Source organism: Variovorax sp. GW823-FHT04F07 (assembly GCF_058795995.1).
Genome location: NZ_JBXAIG010000002.1, coordinates 303,950 through 321,445, shown reverse-complemented (window position 1 = coordinate 321,445; position 17,496 = coordinate 303,950). Strand labels below are relative to the sequence as shown.

The 17,496-nt window shown below is 69.3% G+C and carries 17 protein-coding genes; 7 read left to right on the top strand and 10 right to left on the bottom strand.

Annotated elements, in window-relative coordinates; genetic code table 11:
- The first annotated feature begins 12 nt into the window (after window positions 1-12).
- The 7 genes from AC1RAA_RS10530 to ntrC all read left to right on the top strand — a co-directional run bounded on the left by AC1RAA_RS10530 (window position 13) and on the right by ntrC (window position 7,627).
- Window positions 13-987: a sterol desaturase family protein gene (locus AC1RAA_RS10530; RefSeq protein WP_492729597.1), complete on the top strand. Its 975-nt coding sequence runs from the start codon at window positions 13-15 to the stop codon at window positions 985-987.
- 56 nt (window positions 988-1,043) lie between these two features.
- Window positions 1,044-1,946: an EI24 domain-containing protein gene (locus tag AC1RAA_RS10525; protein ID WP_492729599.1), complete on the top strand. Its 903-nt coding sequence runs from the start codon at window positions 1,044-1,046 to the stop codon at window positions 1,944-1,946.
- Window positions 1,943-2,743 carry a competence/damage-inducible protein A gene (locus AC1RAA_RS10520; RefSeq protein WP_167394999.1) on the top strand — a complete coding sequence of 267 codons (801 nt, stop codon included), beginning with the start codon at window positions 1,943-1,945 and terminating at the stop codon, window positions 2,741-2,743. The genes AC1RAA_RS10525 and AC1RAA_RS10520 overlap by 4 nt, the downstream gene beginning before the upstream one ends.
- A gap of 147 nt (window positions 2,744-2,890) precedes the next feature.
- Entirely contained in the window at window positions 2,891-4,306 is a 1,416-nt protein-coding gene (gene glnA, locus AC1RAA_RS10515; RefSeq protein ID WP_062470904.1) for a type I glutamate--ammonia ligase, read from the top strand.
- Between the two features lie 146 nt (window positions 4,307-4,452).
- Window positions 4,453-4,980, top strand: a complete 528-nt coding sequence (locus AC1RAA_RS10510) for a hypothetical protein (protein WP_062470907.1) — start codon at window positions 4,453-4,455, stop codon at window positions 4,978-4,980.
- A 14-nt stretch (window positions 4,981-4,994) separates the two neighbouring features.
- Window positions 4,995-6,074 carry a nitrogen regulation protein NR(II) gene (gene glnL / locus AC1RAA_RS10505; protein ID WP_062470910.1) on the top strand — a complete coding sequence of 360 codons (1,080 nt, stop codon included), beginning with the start codon at window positions 4,995-4,997 and terminating at the stop codon, window positions 6,072-6,074.
- Window positions 6,075-6,100: 26 nt separating this feature from the next.
- Window positions 6,101-7,627 (top strand): nitrogen regulation protein NR(I), encoded by a 1,527-nt coding sequence (gene ntrC / locus AC1RAA_RS10500; protein WP_492729601.1) that lies wholly within the window; start codon window positions 6,101-6,103, stop codon window positions 7,625-7,627.
- Window positions 7,628-7,652: 25 nt separating this feature from the next.
- Here ntrC and AC1RAA_RS10495 read toward each other — a convergent pair whose 3' ends face one another.
- The 10 genes from AC1RAA_RS10495 to fdh3B all read right to left on the bottom strand — a co-directional run bounded on the left by AC1RAA_RS10495 (window position 7,653) and on the right by fdh3B (window position 17,489).
- Window positions 7,653-8,183: a hypothetical protein gene (locus AC1RAA_RS10495; RefSeq protein ID WP_070059800.1), complete on the bottom strand. Its 531-nt coding sequence runs from the start codon at window positions 8,181-8,183 to the stop codon at window positions 7,653-7,655.
- Between the two features lie 5 nt (window positions 8,184-8,188).
- Window positions 8,189-8,974 carry an exodeoxyribonuclease III gene (xth, locus tag AC1RAA_RS10490; RefSeq protein WP_095744475.1) on the bottom strand — a complete coding sequence of 262 codons (786 nt, stop codon included), beginning with the start codon at window positions 8,972-8,974 and terminating at the stop codon, window positions 8,189-8,191.
- Between the two features lie 222 nt (window positions 8,975-9,196).
- Window positions 9,197-10,690 carry an ABC transporter permease gene (locus AC1RAA_RS10485; protein WP_492729603.1) on the bottom strand — a complete coding sequence of 498 codons (1,494 nt, stop codon included), beginning with the start codon at window positions 10,688-10,690 and terminating at the stop codon, window positions 9,197-9,199.
- A 76-nt stretch (window positions 10,691-10,766) separates the two neighbouring features.
- Complete coding sequence (locus tag AC1RAA_RS10480) at window positions 10,767-11,597, bottom strand: ABC transporter substrate-binding protein (RefSeq protein WP_447742671.1); 831 nt, start codon at window positions 11,595-11,597, stop codon at window positions 10,767-10,769.
- Between the two features lie 48 nt (window positions 11,598-11,645).
- A complete protein-coding gene (locus AC1RAA_RS10475) occupies window positions 11,646-13,565 on the bottom strand; it encodes a molybdopterin biosynthesis protein (RefSeq protein ID WP_492729605.1) in 1,920 nt (639 codons plus the stop codon).
- Window positions 13,562-14,815, bottom strand: coding sequence for a molybdopterin molybdotransferase MoeA (locus tag AC1RAA_RS10470; RefSeq protein WP_492729607.1), 1,254 nt, complete (start codon window positions 14,813-14,815; stop codon window positions 13,562-13,564). The genes AC1RAA_RS10475 and AC1RAA_RS10470 overlap by 4 nt, the downstream gene beginning before the upstream one ends.
- A 150-nt stretch (window positions 14,816-14,965) precedes the next feature.
- Window positions 14,966-15,355, bottom strand: coding sequence for a hypothetical protein (locus AC1RAA_RS10465; protein ID WP_095744480.1), 390 nt, complete (start codon window positions 15,353-15,355; stop codon window positions 14,966-14,968).
- Window positions 15,352-16,608, bottom strand: a complete 1,257-nt coding sequence (locus tag AC1RAA_RS10460) for a formate dehydrogenase subunit gamma (protein ID WP_492729609.1) — start codon at window positions 16,606-16,608, stop codon at window positions 15,352-15,354. The genes AC1RAA_RS10465 and AC1RAA_RS10460 overlap by 4 nt, the downstream gene beginning before the upstream one ends.
- A 12-nt stretch (window positions 16,609-16,620) precedes the next feature.
- Window positions 16,621-16,872 carry a hypothetical protein gene (locus AC1RAA_RS10455; RefSeq protein ID WP_082817975.1) on the bottom strand — a complete coding sequence of 84 codons (252 nt, stop codon included), beginning with the start codon at window positions 16,870-16,872 and terminating at the stop codon, window positions 16,621-16,623.
- Entirely contained in the window at window positions 16,869-17,489 is a 621-nt protein-coding gene (gene fdh3B, locus AC1RAA_RS10450; protein WP_062470938.1) for a formate dehydrogenase FDH3 subunit beta, read from the bottom strand. Before fdh3B ends, AC1RAA_RS10455 begins: the two co-directional genes overlap by 4 nt.
- Window positions 17,490-17,496 lie beyond the last annotated feature (7 nt).

The window sequence follows — 17,496 nt, the reverse complement described above, 5'->3', positions numbered from 1 at the left end:
TGAGTTTTCGCCGTGATCGACTGGTTGACCGACGTTTTTTCCGCCATGCAGGGCTGGCTCTTCGAGACCGCCGTGCAGCCGCTGGTGTACGCCATCGGCTTGGGCGGCTGGGCCGAGGACGCCTTCGACGCCACCGGCTGGCTGCTGGTCGGCGTGGTCCAGATCCTCGTGCTGCTGGCCGTGATCGGCCCGCTGCAGCGCTGGCGCGCGGTCGAGCCCGTGACCGACCGCCGCGCCATCCGCATCGACGTGCTCTACACGCTGATCCACCGGCTGGGCCTGTTCCGGCTGGCGCTGTTCTTCACGCTGCAGCCCCTGTTCGACGACCTGCTCGGCAGCCTGCGCATGGCGGGGTGGGGCACCTTCCACCTGGACGAGGCCTGGCCCGGCGTGACCGACGTGCCGTGGGTGGCCTTTGCCATCTACCTCGTGGTGCTCGACTTCGTTGGCTACTGGATCCACCGCGGCCAGCACCAGTTCAACTGGTGGTGGAGCCTGCATTCGCTGCACCACTCGCAGCGCCAGATGACGATGTGGAGCGACGACCGCAACCACCTGCTCGACGACGTGATCCACGACACGCTCATCGTCATCGTGGCGCAGCTGATCGGCGTGGCGCCGGGCCAGTTCATCGCCGTCGTGGCCTTCACCCAGCTCAGCGAGAGCCTGCAGCACGCCAACCTGCGGCTGAGTTTCGGGGCCATCGGCGAGCGGCTGTGGGTCAGCCCGCGCTTTCACCGGCTGCACCACAGCATCGGGCTGGGCCACGAGTCGCACGGCCGGAGCACGCTGGGCGGCCACAACTTCGGCGTGCTGCTGCCCTGGTGGGACATGCTCTTTCGCACCGCCAACTTCGAAAACCGCTACGACCCGACCGGCATCCGCGACCAGGTCGAGCCCGGCGCCGACGGCCGGCCGCGCGACTACGGCCAGGGCTTCTGGTCGCAGCAGTGGCTGGGGCTGAAGCGGCTGTTCGGCCGCGCCTGATCCGCACACAGGCCCGGCGGCTGGCGGGCCGGGGCCTTGCGCTATCCTCGAACCTCATGCGCCTGCTCCTCGACTCCTTCTGGCGCGCGGTGGCCTATTGCATGCTCCCGCGCGTGATCGTGCTGTCGCTCCTGCCATTGGCGCTCATGGTGCTGCTGGCCGCGGGGCTCGGCTACTTCTACTGGGACGCGGCCGTTGTCTGGACGCGCGAGGCCCTCGACGCCTGGCCGCTGCTGTCCAGCTTCTGGGCCTGGATCGGGCGCCTCTTCTCGAGCGACGTCACGGCCGCGCTGGCGCCGCTGGTGGTGGTGTTCGGCGTCACGCCGCTCATCGTCGTGCTGTCGCTGCTCATCGTGGCCGGCTTCATGGCGCCGGCGCTCACCAAGCTCGTGGCCGAACGGCGCTTTCCGACGCTGGAGCAGAAGAAGGGCGCCTCCTTCTTCGGCAGCGTGCTGCGCTCGCTCGGTGCCACGGTGCTGGCGCTGATCGCGCTGGTGGTGTCGATGCCGTTGTGGCTCATTCCGCCGCTGGTGCTGATCCTGCCGCCGCTGATCTGGGGCTGGCTGACCTACCGGGTGATGAGCTTCGACGCGCTGGCCGAGCACGCCAGCCCCGAAGAGCGCGCCGCGCTGCTGCGCGCCCACCGGCTGCCGCTGCTGTGCATCGGCGTGCTGTGCGGCTACCTCGGCGCCGCGCCGAGCATCGTCTGGGCCTCGGGCCTGCTGTTCGCCGCCGCCTTCTTCGTGCTGGTGCCGATCGCCATCTGGATCTACACGCTGGTCTTCGCCTTTTCTGCGCTCTGGTTCGCGCACTACTGCCTCGACGCCCTGACCCAGCTGCGCGCCCAGCGCGCGGCGCAGCAACCCGCGGCCGGCAGCGGCGACGCACAGCAGACGCTCGAGGCGGCCGAAGCCACCGAGGCCAACAAGGCCGCTCTTTCTCAATGGAGTTCTCCATGACACGCGCATTCGGTCTCATCGTCGTCGGCGACGAGATCCTTTCCGGCAAGCGGGCCGACAAGCACATGGCCAAGGTCATCGAGCTGCTGGCCGCGCGCGGCCTGCAACTGGGCTGGGCCGAGTACGTGGGCGACGAGCCCACGCGGATCACCGCGGCCCTGATGCGCGCCTTCGCCTCGGGCGACATCGTGTTCTCGACCGGCGGCATCGGCGCCACGCCCGACGACCACACCCGCCAGTGCGCCGCCCAGGCCCTGCGCGTGCCGCTGGCGCTGCACCCCGAGGCCGAGGCGCTGATCCGCGAGCGCATGCAGGACACGGCCCTGGAGCAGGGCGTGCCCTACGAACCCGACCGGCCCGACAACATCCACCGCCTGAACATGGGCGTGTTTCCGCAGGGCGCGTCGATCATCCGCAACCCGTACAACAAGATCCCGGGCTTCAGCGTCGAGCACGTGCATTTCGTGCCGGGCTTCCCGGTCATGGCTTGGCCGATGATCGAGTCGGTGCTCGACAGCCGCTATGCCGATCTGTTCACCCGCAACGCCATCGCCGAGAAGTCCGTGATCGTTTTCGGTGCGATGGAAGCCACCCTCACGCCGCTGATGCAGGCCATCGAGCAGGCCCACGCCGGCATCAAGGTGTTCAGCCTTCCCAGCGTGGATCACCCCCAGTACGGGCGCCACATCGAGCTGGGCGTCAAGGGCGACCCCGCGAAGCTCGATGCCGCCTATGGCCAGCTCATCGAAGGTCTGCACACTTTCGATGCGAAGCTTGGCCCCGAATTGGTGCGTTAATCTGCATTGCACCAATTTGGGGATATTTTCCTTTTCCGGCAGCCCCTGGGCCGTCACCTGGGCCTCATCCGGCGGGGTGACAATGGCACAGAAACTGCATCCTCCCGTCCCTGTATTCCTAACCACCATCCAACTCAGGAGAAACTGATGGCAAAGACCGTCGCCGATGTACTCAAGCTCGTCAAGGAAAACGAGGTCAAGTTCGTCGACTTGCGCTTCACCGACACCCGCGGCAAAGAGCAGCACGTGACCGTGCCCGTGTCGCACTTCGATGAAGACAAATTCACCTCGGGCCACGCGTTCGACGGTTCGTCCATCGCCGGTTGGAAGGGCATCGAAGCCTCGGACATGCAGCTCATGCCCGACCCGAACACCGCCAACATCGACCCGTTCTTCGAAGAAACGACGCTGATCCTGACCTGCGACGTGATCGACCCGGCCGACGGCAAGGCCTACGAGCGCGACCCGCGTTCGCTCGCCAAGCGCGCCGAGGCGTACATGAAGGCTTCCGGCCTGGGCGACACCGCCTACTTCGGACCGGAACCCGAATTCTTCGTGTTCGACGGCGTGCGCTGGAAGAACGACATGTCGGGCTGCTTCGTGAAGATCGAGTCCGAAGAAGCCTCGTGGAACACCGACAAGGAGTTCGAGCACGGCAACAGCGGCCACCGTCCGGCGGTCAAGGGCGGCTACTTCCCGGTGCCTCCGGTCGACAGCTTCCAGGACATGCGCTCGGAAATGAGCCTGGTGCTCGAATCGCTGGGCATCCCGGTCGAAGTGCATCACCATGAAGTGGCCAACGCCGGCCAGCTCGAGATCGGCACCCGCTTCAGCACGCTGGTGCAGCGCGCCGACTGGGTCCAGCTGCAGAAGTACGTGATCCACAACGTGGCCCACGCCTACGGCAAGACCGCCACCTTCATGCCCAAGCCCATCGTCGGCGACAACGGCTCCGGCATGCACGTGCACCAGTCGGTCTGGAAGGACGGCAAGAACCTGTTCGCCGGCGACGGCTACGCAGGCCTGTCGGACTTCGCGCTGCACTACATCGGCGGCATCATCAAGCACGCCCGTGCCCTGAACGCCATCACGAACCCCGGCACCAACAGCTACAAGCGCCTGGTGCCCGGCTTCGAAGCCCCGGTGAAGCTGGCCTACTCGGCCAAGAACCGTTCGGCCTCGATCCGCATCCCGTTCGTGGCCAACCCGAAGGGCCGCCGCGTCGAAGCGCGCTTCCCCGATCCGCTGATGAACCCGTACCTGGGCTTTGCCGCGCTGCTGATGGCCGGCCTGGACGGCGTGGAAAACAAGATCCATCCGGGCGAAGCCGCCAGCAAGGACCTGTACCACCTGCCGCCGGAAGAAGACGCGCTGATCCCGACCGTCTGCCACAGCCTGGACCAGGCCCTGGAGCACCTGGACAAGGACCGTGCGTTCCTGACCAAGGGCGGCGTGTTCACCGACTCGTACATCGACGCGTACATCGACCTCAAGATGCAGGAAGTCACGCGCTTCCGCATGGCGACGCACCCCGTCGAGTTCGACATGTACTACTCGCTGTAAAAAGCGCCACAACGTGCCCGCCCCGGCGGGCAAGTAAGACAAAAGGACGGCCCCGGCCGTCCTTTTTCCTTGGTGCGGAACATCCCATCGTGAGAGGGCCCGAATTGCATCAAAATGCGCGTTTGTCGCGCCCTCTCCGGATCCAAATGAAGACTGCTTCCCTGATTTTCCTGGCCGCCGCCTCGTTCGCCACCGCCACGGCGGCGCTCGCGCAAGAGCGCGTCTGGCGCTGCGGCAACGAGTACACCAACAACGCGACCGTGGCCCAGCAAAAGGGCTGCAAGATCATGGAAGGCGGCAACGTCACCGTCGTGCAGGGCACGAAGCCCTCGGGCGGCGGTGGTGGCAGCGCGTCGTCGTCGGGCTCGGGCGGTTCGGCCGCGCGCGCCCCGGCGGGCAGCCCGCGCGTCGAAGGCGTCGACCAGCGCGCCCGCGACGGCGAGGCGCGCTCGGTGCTCGAGGCCGAGCTGCGCAAGGCCGAGGCCCGCCAGACCGAGCTCAAGAAGGAATACAACAACGGCGAGCCCGAGAAGCAGGGCAGCGAAGGCCGCAACTACCAGAAGTACCTGGACCGCGTGGCCGAGATGAAGGCCGAACTCGCGCGCAACGAGAGCGACATCGCCGGCATCCGCCGCGAAATCGGCCGCCTGCCCGGCAAGCCGCAAGCGCAGTAAGCGGCGCGCAGTCCATGGTGTTCGGCAAGAAGGCGACTGGCGCCAATCCGCGCTTTCGCGCCTTCGACCTCTTGTCCACGCTGATCGCGGTGGTCAACAGCGACGGCTCGGTGCTGTTCGCCAATGCAGGCCTCGAAGACGCGCTGGGTACCTCGCGGCGCACGCTCGAGGGCTCGCAGTTCGGCGCCTGTTTCCATGAGCCGCAGGTGCTGCGCACCGCGCTCGACGGCGCCAGCAGCAACGACTTCGCCACGCTGCGCTACGAGGCCTTTTTGCGGCGCGTGAACCACGAGCTGATGCCCGTGCAGGTCACGCTCGCGCACGGCGACAAGAAGGGCGAGCTCATCATCGAGATGTCGCCGCTGGAGCAGCAGGTGCGCCAGGACCGCGAGGAGCGCCTGATCGACCAGGCGCAGGCCAACAAGGAACTCATCCGCAACCTCGCGCACGAGATCAAGAACCCGCTGGGCGGCATTCGTGGCGCGGCGCAACTGCTGCAGATGGAGGTCGAGTCGCGCGACCTCATCGAATACACCCAGGTCATCATCCACGAGGCCGACCGGCTGCAGACGCTGGTCGACCGGCTGCTGGCGCCGCACCGCCGGCCGCACGTGGTGGGCGACGTGAACATCCACGAGGTCTGCGAGCGCGTGCGCTCGGTGATCCTGGCGGAGTTTCCGCGCGACCTGCACATCGAGCGCGACTTCGACGTCTCCATTCCCGAGTTCCGCGGCGACCGCGAGCAGCTCATCCAGGCCACGCTCAACATCGCGCACAACGCCGCGCAGGCCCTGGCCGAGCGCCGCGCGGCGGGCGATGCGCAGATCACTTTCAAGACCCGCGTGGCCCGCCAGGTGATCTTCAACAAGCAGTGGTATCGATTGGCACTGGAATTGCATGTCATCGACAATGGACCGGGTGTGCCGGACACGATCAAGGACCGCATCTTCTATCCGCTCGTTTCGGGCAGGGAAGGCGGGACCGGGCTGGGACTGACGCTTGCGCAAACTTTTGTGCAACAGCATCACGGCGTGATCGAGTGCGACAGCGTCCCGGGCCGAACCGATTTCAAGATATTGATTCCGCTGCCCTAGCGCAGCCCCGGCAACAGAGGAGATGCATGAAGCCGATCTGGATAGTTGATGACGACCAATCGATACGCTTCGTGCTCGAGAAGGCGCTGCTGCGCGAAGACCTGCCCACGCGCAGCTTCACGAACACACGCGAAGTGCTGGCCGCGCTCGAACAGGCCGAAGGCGACGAGCAGCAGGGCCCGCAGGTCCTGGTGAGCGACATCCGCATGCCGGGCGGCTCGGGGCTCGACCTGCTCGACAAGATCAAGGCCAAGCACCCCGGCCTGCCGGTCATCATCATGACCGCCTTCTCCGACCTGGACAGCGCGGTCTCGGCCTTCCAGGGCGGTGCCTTCGAGTACCTGCCCAAGCCCTTCGACCTGCCGCGCGCCGTCGAACTCATCCGCCGCGCCGTCGACGAAAGCCAGCGCGAGGAGGTGTCCGAAGAGCGCATGGTCGCCGCCCCCGAAATGCTCGGCCAGGCGCCCGCGATGCAGGACGTGTTCCGTGCCATCGGCCGGCTGTCGCAAAGCAACGTCACGGTGCTCATCACCGGCGAATCGGGCTCGGGCAAGGAACTGGTGGCGCGCGCGCTGCACAAGCACTCGCCGCGCGCCAACGGCCCCTTCGTGGCGATCAACACCGCCGCCATTCCCAAGGACCTGCTCGAGAGCGAACTCTTCGGCCACGAGCGCGGCGCCTTCACCGGCGCGCAGACCATGCGCCGCGGCCGCTTCGAGCAGGCCGAGGGCGGCACGCTGTTCCTCGACGAAATCGGCGACATGCCCTTCGACCTGCAGACGCGCCTCTTGCGCGTGCTCAGCGACGGCCACTTCTACCGCGTGGGCGGCCACAACTCGGTCAAGGCCAATGTGCGCGTCATCGCGGCCACGCACCAGGACCTCGAGCAGCGCGTGAAGCTCGGCGGTTTCCGCGAAGACCTGTTCCACCGCCTCAACGTGATCCGCCTGCGCCTGCCCGCGCTGCGCGAACGCGGCGAAGACGTGCCCGCGCTCACGCGTCACTTTTTGCAGCAGAGCGCGCGCCAGCTGGGCGTCGAGCCTAAGCGCATCTCCGATGCGGCACTCGCCAGGCTCGCGGCCTTCAATTTCCCGGGCAACGTGCGCCAGCTCGAGAACATCTGCCACTGGCTCACCGTGATGGCGCCCGCGCAGCTGATCGAGTCGAAGGACCTGCCGCCCGAGGTGATGGCGGGCAGTGGGGCGGACGTGCATGTGGCGGTGCCCGAGGTGGCGGCGCCCGTGCAGGCTGCTGCGGTGGCTCCGTTGGCTGTCGAGCGTGATGCGTCCGCGCCGGTGGTCGCCGCGCCCGAAGGGGTGTCGGGCGCACCCGCCGGCCCCAGTGCCTGGGAAAGCGGCCTCGAGGCCGAGGCTCAGGCGCTGCTGGCCGCAGGCCGCACCGACGTGTGGGACGTGCTCACGCGCCGCTTCGAATCGCGGCTGATCCTCACCGCGCTGGCCAACACGCGCGGCCGGCGCATCGAGGCGGCCCAGAAGCTGGGCATCGGGCGCAACACCATCACCCGGAAAATCCAGGAACTCGGTATCGAATGAAAAGGCCCTCCCAGGGCTTTTTTTATTACCGGCTGCGCTGGCCGAGCGTGAGGGAATCGAGCTGGAAATTGCCGCTCTTGTCCCAGAGCCAGGTGTCGACATACGTGTGACCGCCCAGCTTGCCGGGGCTCGGCAAGGGCGAGGTCGCCTTGACCAGCTCCGCGATCATCGGCGGCACTTCGGGCGCATGGCTGGGCACGCGGCTGAACGTGACGTTGGTGACCTTGCCGTTGGCATCGATCTCCGTTTCGACCACCACCACCGCGTACACCAGCGGCGGGATCTTGCCCTTGTAGATGCGGCTGGCATACGCCTTGTAGATGTGGCGCGCGCCGGTCTTGCGGTAGGTGCGGATTGCGGGCGTCTGCGCGGTGATGAGCCGCACGGTCGGCACGTCGCGGCTGCCTTCGGTGGCGGTTGCGCCGCCGGGCGATGTGCTGCCCGTGCCGCTTTCCGATCCGCTGCCCGGCTTGAGCACCGAGCAGGCGGTCAGCGCGAGCGCCGCGGCGGCGATCGCGGCGGAACGGGCCAGACGTGCGGCGATCGGCGTCGTCATGGCCGTCAGGCGCCCGCGCCGAGTTCGAGCACCACCGGGGCGTGGTCGCTCGGCTTTTCCCACTTGCGTGGCACGCGGTCGATGACGCAACCCTTCACCAGCGGCCGCAGCGGCTCGCTCACGAGGATGTGGTCGATGCGCAGGCCGCGGTTCTTCTGGTAGCCCAGCATGCGGTAGTCCCACCACGAGAAGCTTTTTTCGGGTTGCTCGAACATGCGGAAGCTGTCGGTCAGGCCCAGGCCGAGCAGCGCCTTGAAGTGGTCGCGCTCTTCGGTCGTGTGATGGATCGTTTCCTTCAGGCCCACCGGGTCGAAGCTGTCGCGGTCTTCGGGCGTGACGTTGAAGTCGCCCAGCAGCACGAGGTTCGGGTGCGCCGCGAGTTCACGCGCAATGTAGGCGTGCAGCGCGTCGAGCCACTTCATCTTGTAGGCGAACTTCTCGCTGCCCGGTTCCTGGCCGTTCACGAAGTAGCCGTTGATCACGCGCAGCGGGCCCGAGGGCGTCTCGATGGTGGCGGCGATCACGCGCGACTGCTCGTCGGCGAAGTTCTCGATGTTCTTCACCACGTCGCGCACCGGCGCCAGGCTGAGGATGGCCACGCCGTTGTAGGTCTTCTGACCGAACACCGCCGCCTCGTAGCCGGCCGACTTCAGCACCTCGAGCGGAAACTTGTCGTCGGTCATCTTGAGCTCCTGCAGGCACAGCACATCGACCGGGTTGGCGATGAGCCAGTCGAGCACATGCTGCAGGCGCGCGGTGAGGGAGTTGACGTTCCAGGTGGCTATTTTCATGAGGGCTCTGCGTATTCGGTTATGGGGGGCGGCCGTGCGTTCGCAGCCGGTCGGTGAGGTCTCTGTGCAGGCGAAGGAAGTGGCCGCGCCCAGACCCGGAAGGAAGGCGTGTCGGCAGCGAGACCGCGACAGTGGTTTCCATCGCGGTATTTTGCCTCGCTGGATCGGGATGCCGTGTAAGTGAAGGCGAGGGGCGCGGAACCGCCGACCCGCCCGCCGGCGCTAGGGCTGAAGGTACCAGCCCAGCTCGCCCTGCAGGAACTGGGCGGCCTCGGGCGGCAGATCGTCCGAGTCGAAGAAGCTCGCCACGGGCCGCTCGACCACGATGTGCCCGGCGTGCAGGTAGGCCACGCGCGTGGCCAGGCGCTTGGCCTGCCCGAGGTTGTGCGTGCTCATCACGATCGTCACGCCGCTGTGGGCGACCTCTTCGATGAGCGCCTCGATCTCGTTCTTGGCACCGGGGTCCAGGCTGGCCGTGGGCTCGTCCAGGAACAGGATGTCCGGCTGCAGCGCCCAGGCGCGCGCCAGGCCCAGGCGCTGTTGCTGGCCGCCCGACAGCGAACGCGCCGAGCGCTCGGCATGTTCGAGCAGGCCCACGCGCGCCAGCGCCAGGCCGCAGCGCTCGCTGCGCTCGGCGGCCGGCACGCCCGCCAGCCACAGGCCCACCCACACATTGCGCCACACCGAGAGGCTCAGCAAAAAGGGGCGCTGGAACAGCATGGCCGCGCGCGGCAGGCGGCCTTCGGGCCGCAGCGGCAGGCGCTCGCAGCGTCCTTCGCAGGGCAGCAGGCCGTGCAGCAGCCGCAGCAGCGTGGTCTTGCCCGAGCCGTTGGCGCCCACGAGCACGAGCCGGTCGCCCCGGTGCAGGGTCAGCGAGGCGTCGTCCAATGCGACCAGCGCGCCGAAGCGCACCGTGGCGCGCTCGAGCCGGATCAGCGGCACCGTGCCGGCCACGGCCGGCGTGTGCGGGGCGAGCGTGCGGCGCACCGTGCGCGGCTTCGCCGGCGGGGCAGTGTTCAGCGGACGCGTGGCCAGCCATTGCAGCAGCCCGATGGCACCGTTGACCGCGCCGACCACCGCCAGCAGCACGATGCCCAGCGCCAGGGCCAGCGCGAGGTCGCCCTTGCTGGTCTCCAGCGCGATGGTGGTGGTCATCACGCGTGTGACGCCGGCGATGTTGCCGCCGACGATCATCACGGCCCCCACCTCGGCGATGGCCCGCGCGAAGGCCGTGAGCAGCACGGTGGCCACGCCCATCCGGTCGTGCACCAGCATCAGCAGGGCGGTGGCGAGCGGCCCGGCGCCCAGCGAGCGCAGCTGGTCGCCGCCGTCGGCCAGCGCCGCCATCACGAGCCGGCGCGACAGCGCGGCGATCAGCGGCGTGACGAGCACGCTCTGCGCCACCACCATCGCGGACGGCGTGAAAAGAATGCCCAGTTCGCCCAGCGGCCCCGAGCGCGAGAGCAGCAGGTACACCAGCAGGCCCACCACCACGGCGGGCAGGGCGAGCAGCGTGTTCACCAGCCACACGGCCAGCGCATGCCCCGGGAAGCGCGCCACTGCCAGCCAGGCGCCCAGCAGCAGGCCGAACAGCGCGCCGACCAGGCAGGCCGTGGCGCTCACCTGCAGCGAGAGCGCCGTGATGCGCACGAGTTCGGGGTCGGCGCCGGTGATGAGGCGCCAAGCCAGCGCCCAGCCTTCGGTCACGGTGTTCATCGGGAGACGGCTTTCATCGCCGACGCGAGGCCGTGCGCATTGCACAGCCCGGCACCGTCATCGACCGGCGCGCCGTTCACTGGCCCGCGTTCGGGAAGAAGAGCTGCTCGCCGCCGATCTTGTACGCGGCAATGGCGGCCTGCCCGTCGCGCGACACGACCCAGTCGGAGAAGGCTTGCGCCAGGTCTTTCTTCACGTGCGGGTGCCTGGCCGGGTTCACGACGATCACGCCGTACTGGTTGAACAGCTGCTTGTCGCCCTCGACCACGATGCCCAGGTCGGCGCGGTTCTTGAAGTTGAGCCAGGTGCCGCGGTCGGACAGCACATAGGCATTGGTCGACGCCGCGATGTTGAGCGCCTGGCCCATGCCGCAGCCGCATTCCTTGTAGCCGGCCGGCTTGGCGGCGGCCAGGTCGATGCCGGCCAGCTTCCACTGGCGCAGCTCGGCCGCGTGCGTGCCGCTCTTGTCGCCGCGCGAAACGAAGGCGCCGCCCGTGGTGCCCAGGCGCTTGAGGGCCGCCGCGATGTCGTTGCCGCGCACGCCGGCCGGGTCGGACTTCGGTCCGATCAGCACGAAGTCGTTGTACATGACCGGGCGGCGCGGCAGGCCGAAGCCTTCGGCGACGAACTTCTCTTCGGCGGGCTGGTCGTGCACGAACAGCGCGTCGGCGTCGCCGCGGCGCGCCATGTCCAGTGCCTGGCCCGTGCCCACCGCCACCACGCGCACCTCGGTGCCCGATGCCTTGGTGAACTGCGGCAGCAGGTGCTTGAACAGGCCCGACTGTTCCGTCGAGGTGGTCGATGCCAGCACGATGAACTTGTCCTGTGCATGCGCCATCGGCGCGAGCAGCGCGCCGGCGAGCGCACCGGCGAGGGCGAGAAGGGTGAAGCGTCTGCGCGAAGCCATCGTCATCGTGTCAGTCCTCGAGAGTGAAAGAAAGAAGCGCTCTTGCCATCAAGCTGCGGCGTCGACGCGAAAGCCCAGCCGGCCCAGCGCCTCGCGCGCCGCGGCCGATTGCAGCAGTGCAATGAAGGCCTGCACCGGCGCGCGCCCAAGCCGTGCCTGGGGTACCACGAAGTCGTAGCGTTCCTCCTGCACGGGAATGAAACCCAGCCCGTACTGCCGCGCGACCGTGTCGATGGCCAGGCCCCAGTCGGCGCGCTGCTGCGCCACGGCCACCGCCACCGCGTTGTGCGACTTGGTCTGCACGCCGTAGCCGGGCGGCTGCGCGCCGCCGAGCAGGCGGTCGATGAGGATGCGCGTGCCGCTGCCGGCGTTGCGGTTGACCATGGTGCAACCGGGCTGCGCGGTCGCGGCGGCGATGGCCGCGGCGGCGTCCAGGCCCTCGAAGCGCGTGTCGCCGGGGCGATGGACGACGCCCTGCATGCGGCCGTAGCCCGTCACCAGTTCGAGGCCTGGCGTGAGCAGCGGCCGGTTGTAGACGCCCGTTGCCGGGTCCATCAGGTGGATGCCGGCCACGTCGCATTCGCCGCGCTTGGCGGCCATCAGCCCGCCCGTGCTGCCCACGTTCATGGCCTTGATGCGGATGCCCTGGCGCATCAGCTCGCCGGCCAGCCAGTCCAGGCCCACGCAGTGGCTGCCGATGAAGATCAGGTCGGCGGCGTCCAGCCCCTGGCCCAGCAGCTGCACCTGCACGGGGGCGCCGGCATCGACGATCTCGGTGTGCTGGCCGATGGTGATGAAGCCGTCGGCGCTGCTGAAGGTGGTGACCGAGCCCGAGCCCTTGCCCATCGGGTAGGCGGCCACGCCGTCGTCGGTGGGCACCAGGCCCACCAGCAGGTACTCGGTGCGGCCGCGCTCGGAGTTCACGCGCATCGGCAGCGTGGCCGCCACGTGCGCGTGCCGCTGCGGCGGCCGGCCCGCGAAGGCGCGGATCACGGGCGCCAGGAACTCGTGGAAGGTGAAGACCGCCGAGGTCGGAAAGCCCGGCAGGATCACGACCGGCTTGCCGCCCGTGACCGCCAGGCACACCGGCTTGCCGGGCTTGAGCGCCACGCCGTGCGCCACCACGCCCGGGTCGCCGAGGGCGGCCACCACGCGGTACGACAGGTCGCCTTCGCCTTTGGACGTGCCGCCCGAGAAGACCACGGCGTCGCATGCGAGGCCCCGCGCGAGCGCGGCCGACAGCAGGGCCTCGTCGTCGGGGATCACGCCCAGGCGCACCGGCTCGCCGCCCAGTTCCTCGACCGCGGCGCCGATGATGGCGGCGTTGGAGTCGTACACCGCGCCCGTGGGCAGCGGCGCACCGGGCGCGACGATCTCGTTGCCGGTGGAGAAGATGGCCACGCGCGGCTTGCGCCACACGCCGACCTCGGCCAGGCCCAGCGCCGCGAGCACGCCGATCTCGCGCGAGCTCAGCACCTGGCCGGCGCGCAGCACGGTTTCGCCGCGCGCGATGTCGGTGCCGGCGTAGCTCACGTTCTCGCCGGCCGTGGCCGCGCGGCGCACCTGCACGTTGCCGCCGTCGAGGTCGGTGTGTTCCACCATCACCACCGCGTCGGCGCCGCGCGGCAGCATGCCGCCGGTGGCGATCGCCGTGGCGTGGCCGGGCGTCACTTCGCGCTGCGGCACGATGCCGGGTGCGAGCGTCTCGCCCACGAGGGCCAGCGCGCGGACCTGTTCTTCCATCGCGCCCCAGGTGTCGGCGGCCTGCACGGCAAAGCCGTCGACGTTGGAGCGGTCGAAGCCGGGCACGTCGATGGCGGCGACCGCGTCGTCGGCAAGCACCCGGCCCAGCGCCGCGTGCAGGGGAACGGTCTCGCGGCCCAGCGGCGCGAGGCTCAGGTGTTCGCGGAAGCGGCGCTCGGCCTCGTCCCGCGTGACGACATCGAGAAATTGCGATTGGGCTTTCACAGGCACTCGTACAGATGAACAGTGACGTCGGTCCCGGGCCCGAAGCCTTCGCTTTCGGCGGGGGCGATCACGAAGCCGTCGGCGCGCGTGGTCGAGCTCAGCACCGAGGCGCCCGAGAGCGCGAGCGGCTCCACGCCGTCTGCGCCGATCTTCACGCGCACGTAGTCGACGCGCCCCACCTGCGAGACGATCTTGCGCGCCACGGTGGCGCGCGTGCGCGGGTAGGGCCAGTCGGCGGGCCGGCCGCCGAGCTGGCGGATCGCACGCCCGGCAAAGAAGTCGTAGGCGCACAGGCAGGAGACCGGGTTGCCCGGCAGCAGGAACACCAGCGTGTCGCCGATGCGCCCCATGCCCGCCGGGCTGGAAGGCCGCATCGCGATGCCGTGGATCGCGAGTTCGCCGAGCTCGGCCAGCAGGCGCGGCGCGTGGTCCTCGGCGCCCACGCTGGAGCCGCCGGAAATGAGCACCACGTCGGCACCGGGCGCGGCCAGTGCTTGCGCGATGATTTGCGGGTCGTCGCCCAGGCGCTGGTGCGACTCGAGCAGGCCGCCGTCGCGCGCCACGAGGCCGCGCAAGGTCACGGAGTTGGCGTCGTAGATCTCGCTCGGGCCCTTGGGCGTGCCGGGCGCGCGCACCTCGTTGCCGGTGACGAGCAGCCGCACGCGCGGCCGGCGCACCACCTGCAACTGCGCCAGGCCCAGCGATGCCACCAGCCCCGCGTCCTGCGGGCGCAGGCGGCGGCCCGTGGCCAGCGCGGTGCTGCCGCGCGCGATGTCCTCGCCGACGTGGCCCACGTGCTGGCCCGGCGCGACGGCGCGCGTGATGGCCAGTCGCCCGTCCTGCTCGCTCGCGTACTCGGCGGGCACCACGGCGTCCAGCCCGCGCGGCACCGGGGCGCCGGTCATGATGCGGATGGCGGCGCCCGCGGGCACCTCGCCTTCGAAGGGGCGGCCGGGCCAGGCGTGGCCCGCGATCGGAAATTCGAGCGGGTTGTATTCGCCGGCCCCCGTGGTCTCGCCGCCGCGCAGCGCATAGCCGTCCATGGCCGCGCGGTCGAACTCGGGCACCGCGATGGGCGCGATCACCTCCTGCAGCAGCACCCGCCCCGTGGCCTCGTCGACGGCCACGGATTCACCGGGCAGCAGGGGCGTGTGGGCGTCGATCCAGGCGAGGGCGGCGGGCACCTCGGCGCGCTGCGTGAAGCCGCGCATACGCACATCGGTCGAGGCAGTTCGTTCGGGTGTGGGCATCGGGGCCAGTATAGAAGTTGGAGGTCGCCGGCGTGGTCGGGCATGGCACCCGACAGCCATGCGCAAGAGCGGCCGTGCCGGACCTTGCCGGCGGGCCATTTGCGATCGTTTTTTTCGGCTGCGTCCGCGCAGGTGCGCGGCACCGCCGGCTTACTTCTTGGGTGCGGGATTCGTCTGCGCCGAGGTCTGGTTCGAACTCGGCGGCGACGCGGCCGTGGGGGCCGGGGAGTGGGCGCCCGATGCTTCGATGGGCTTGGTTTCAACCTTGGGGGCGGCGGCGTAGGGCCCCGGGTCCACGCAGGGCGGCGTGGCCACCGCGGCCGGTGCCGGCTTGCCGGCGGCCTGCGCGCTGGCGCGGTACTTGGCGGCGACCTGGTCCTGTGACTTGCACAGCAGGTAGCCGTCGGTCTTGGCGCTCCACGCGGTGCGGGCCGCGGCCTCGGCGGCCTTGGCCTGCGCTTCCGGCGTGGGCGGGGGGAGCTTGGCGACAGCGGAGGTCGCAGCGAGTGCGCACAGAAGAAGGGTCAGCGTGTGCTTCATGCGGAGGTTCCTTGCTGCGCCGTCGCCGGCCGTGCGGGCTCGGGTGCGCCGGCCGGTTGCGAGCGCTGCGCGGGGATCTTGCCGGCCTGGATGTCGTCGTACCAGAGCTTGTGGTGCTCGCGCGCCCAGGCCTCGTCGACATAGCCTTCGCGCATCGCCTTGTAGGCGCCGTCCATGCCCAGCGTGCCGATGTAGATGTGGCCCATGATCATCGCCATCATGAGCAGCGTGGCCACCGCATGCACCATGTGCGCGACCTGCATCTCGCCGCGCGTGTAGACGAAGCCGGGCAGCAGCTTGTCCAGGAACAGGCCCGAGGCGATGACGATGCTGCCCAGGAACAGCACGCCGCCCCAGAACACCGCCTTCTCGCCGGCGTTGAAGCGGTGCGACGCGGGCTCCTTGCCGCCGAACAGGCCGCCGCCGTGCCGCAGCCAGGTGAAGTCGTCCTTGCTCGGCCAGTTGCTGCGGATGAAGGTGAAGATCATGAACAGCGTGGTCACCACGAACAGCGGCCCCACGAAGTTGTGCACCGTCTTGAGCACGTAGGCGAGCCAGCCGAACAGCGCGCTGCCCAGCACCGGCAGCAGGAAGAACTTGCCGAAGGCCATCACGATGCCCGAGATCGCGAGCGTGACGAAGGCCAGCGCGTTCGACCAGTGCGTGGCGCGCTCGAAGGGCGTGAAGCGCTCGATCTTGCGGCCGGTTTCGGTGCCGTGCAGGCGGATCGGCCCGCGCGTGAAATAGAAGATGGCCAGCGCCAGCAGCGTGACGAAGAGCAGCGCCGCGCCGTACGGAATGATCCAGTCGTTGCGCACCTGCCGCCAGGCCTCGCCCGCGTTGGTGAAGCGCGAACCCGGGTACTGCACGAAGCGCTGGATCAGGTTGCCGGCCTCGGGCGCCTGGCTCACCGGCAGGCTGCTGTAGCCGGTGACGCCGCCGCTCACCTGGCGCCACATCGGCGCGTTGTTGCCGGGCTGCACCTTGTTGCGCTCGCCGTTGGTCTGGTTGAGGTAGTTGGGGTCGGCGCTGGCCTCGGGCTTGACGTCGAAGATGTTCTGGCTGCGGATGCCGCCCTCGGCCTTCGGTGCTGCAGCCGTGGCTGCGGCAGGCGAAGCAGGGGCGGGCGCCGCGGTCACGGCGCCGCTCGCGGCCGGGGTGGCCTCCTGGGCCGGCGCCACCGCCGCCCAGCCCAGGAGCGCGGTCGCCAGCAGCGCGTGGAGCGCGTGCCTGGTGCGAATGGTGACGCTCATGCGGCCTCCGGTTCAGTTTTCTCGGGTGTACTCGTTCTGGCCGTTGGAGCGCGTCTTGATCTGCTGCTCCCACGCCGTCTTGTCGCCCACCTTCCAGCCGGGCGCGGTGAAGGCGGTGCCGGTGTTGGCCTGCGTGCCCGTGCCGCTCCAGGGCACCGCGTCGTGCTTGACGCCCTCGGCGTTCGTCTGCGGCTTCTCGCTGCAGGCCGCCAGCAGCATCGCGCCCGAGGCGAGCGCGACGAGCATCACGACCGCGCGCTTCACTTGGTGCCTCCGGTGGGCGGCGTGCCGGCCTGCTGCGAGCCATAGGCCGTGCCCCAGCCCCAGACCTCGGCGCCCGTGCCGCGGTGCACGACGCGGGTGCGGAAGATGTCGGCCACCACGTCGCCGTCGCCGGCCAGCAGCGCCTTGGTCGAGCACATCTCGGCGCAGGCCGGCAGCTTGCCTTCGGCCAGGCGGTTGCGGCCGTACTTCTCGAACTCGGCTTCGGAGCCGTTGGCTTCGGGGCCGCCGGCGCAGAAGGTGCACTTGTCCATCTTGCCGCGCGCACCGAAGGTGCCCTGCGACGGGAACTGCGGCGCGCCGAAGGGGCAGGCGTACGAGCAGTAGCCGCAGCCGATGCACACGTCCTTGTCGTGCAGCACCACGCCTTCGTCGGTGCGGTAGAAGCATTGCACGGGGCACACCGCCATGCAGGGCGCGTCGGAGCAGTGCATGCAGGCCACCGAGATCGATTTCTCGCCCGGCAGGCCGTCATTGAGCGTGACCACGCGGCGGCGGTTCACGCCCCAGGGCACCTCGTTCTCGTTCTTGCAGGCCGTGACGCAGCCGTTGCACTCGATGCAGCGCTCGGAATCGCAGACGAACTTCATTCTTGCCATGGTGATT

Coding starts and splice junctions, on each gene's coding strand:
- AC1RAA_RS10470 (WP_492729607.1), bottom strand. CDS start 14,815: ATGCCCACACCCGAACGAACTGCCTCGACCGATGTGCGTATGCGCGGC.
- ntrC (WP_492729601.1), top strand. CDS start 6,101: ATGAAGCCGATCTGGATAGTTGATGACGACCAATCGATACGCTTCGTG.
- fdh3B (WP_062470938.1), bottom strand. CDS start 17,489: ATGGCAAGAATGAAGTTCGTCTGCGATTCCGAGCGCTGCATCGAGTGC.
- AC1RAA_RS10485 (WP_492729603.1), bottom strand. CDS start 10,690: ATGAACACCGTGACCGAAGGCTGGGCGCTGGCTTGGCGCCTCATCACC.
- AC1RAA_RS10510 (WP_062470907.1), top strand. CDS start 4,453: ATGAAGACTGCTTCCCTGATTTTCCTGGCCGCCGCCTCGTTCGCCACC.
- glnL (WP_062470910.1), top strand. CDS start 4,995: ATGGTGTTCGGCAAGAAGGCGACTGGCGCCAATCCGCGCTTTCGCGCC.
- AC1RAA_RS10520 (WP_167394999.1), top strand. CDS start 1,943: ATGACACGCGCATTCGGTCTCATCGTCGTCGGCGACGAGATCCTTTCC.
- xth (WP_095744475.1), bottom strand. CDS start 8,974: ATGAAAATAGCCACCTGGAACGTCAACTCCCTCACCGCGCGCCTGCAG.
- AC1RAA_RS10465 (WP_095744480.1), bottom strand. CDS start 15,355: ATGAAGCACACGCTGACCCTTCTTCTGTGCGCACTCGCTGCGACCTCC.
- AC1RAA_RS10460 (WP_492729609.1), bottom strand. CDS start 16,608: ATGAGCGTCACCATTCGCACCAGGCACGCGCTCCACGCGCTGCTGGCG.
- AC1RAA_RS10495 (WP_070059800.1), bottom strand. CDS start 8,183: ATGACGACGCCGATCGCCGCACGTCTGGCCCGTTCCGCCGCGATCGCC.
- AC1RAA_RS10525 (WP_492729599.1), top strand. CDS start 1,044: ATGCGCCTGCTCCTCGACTCCTTCTGGCGCGCGGTGGCCTATTGCATG.
- AC1RAA_RS10480 (WP_447742671.1), bottom strand. CDS start 11,597: ATGGCTTCGCGCAGACGCTTCACCCTTCTCGCCCTCGCCGGTGCGCTC.
- glnA (WP_062470904.1), top strand. CDS start 2,891: ATGGCAAAGACCGTCGCCGATGTACTCAAGCTCGTCAAGGAAAACGAG.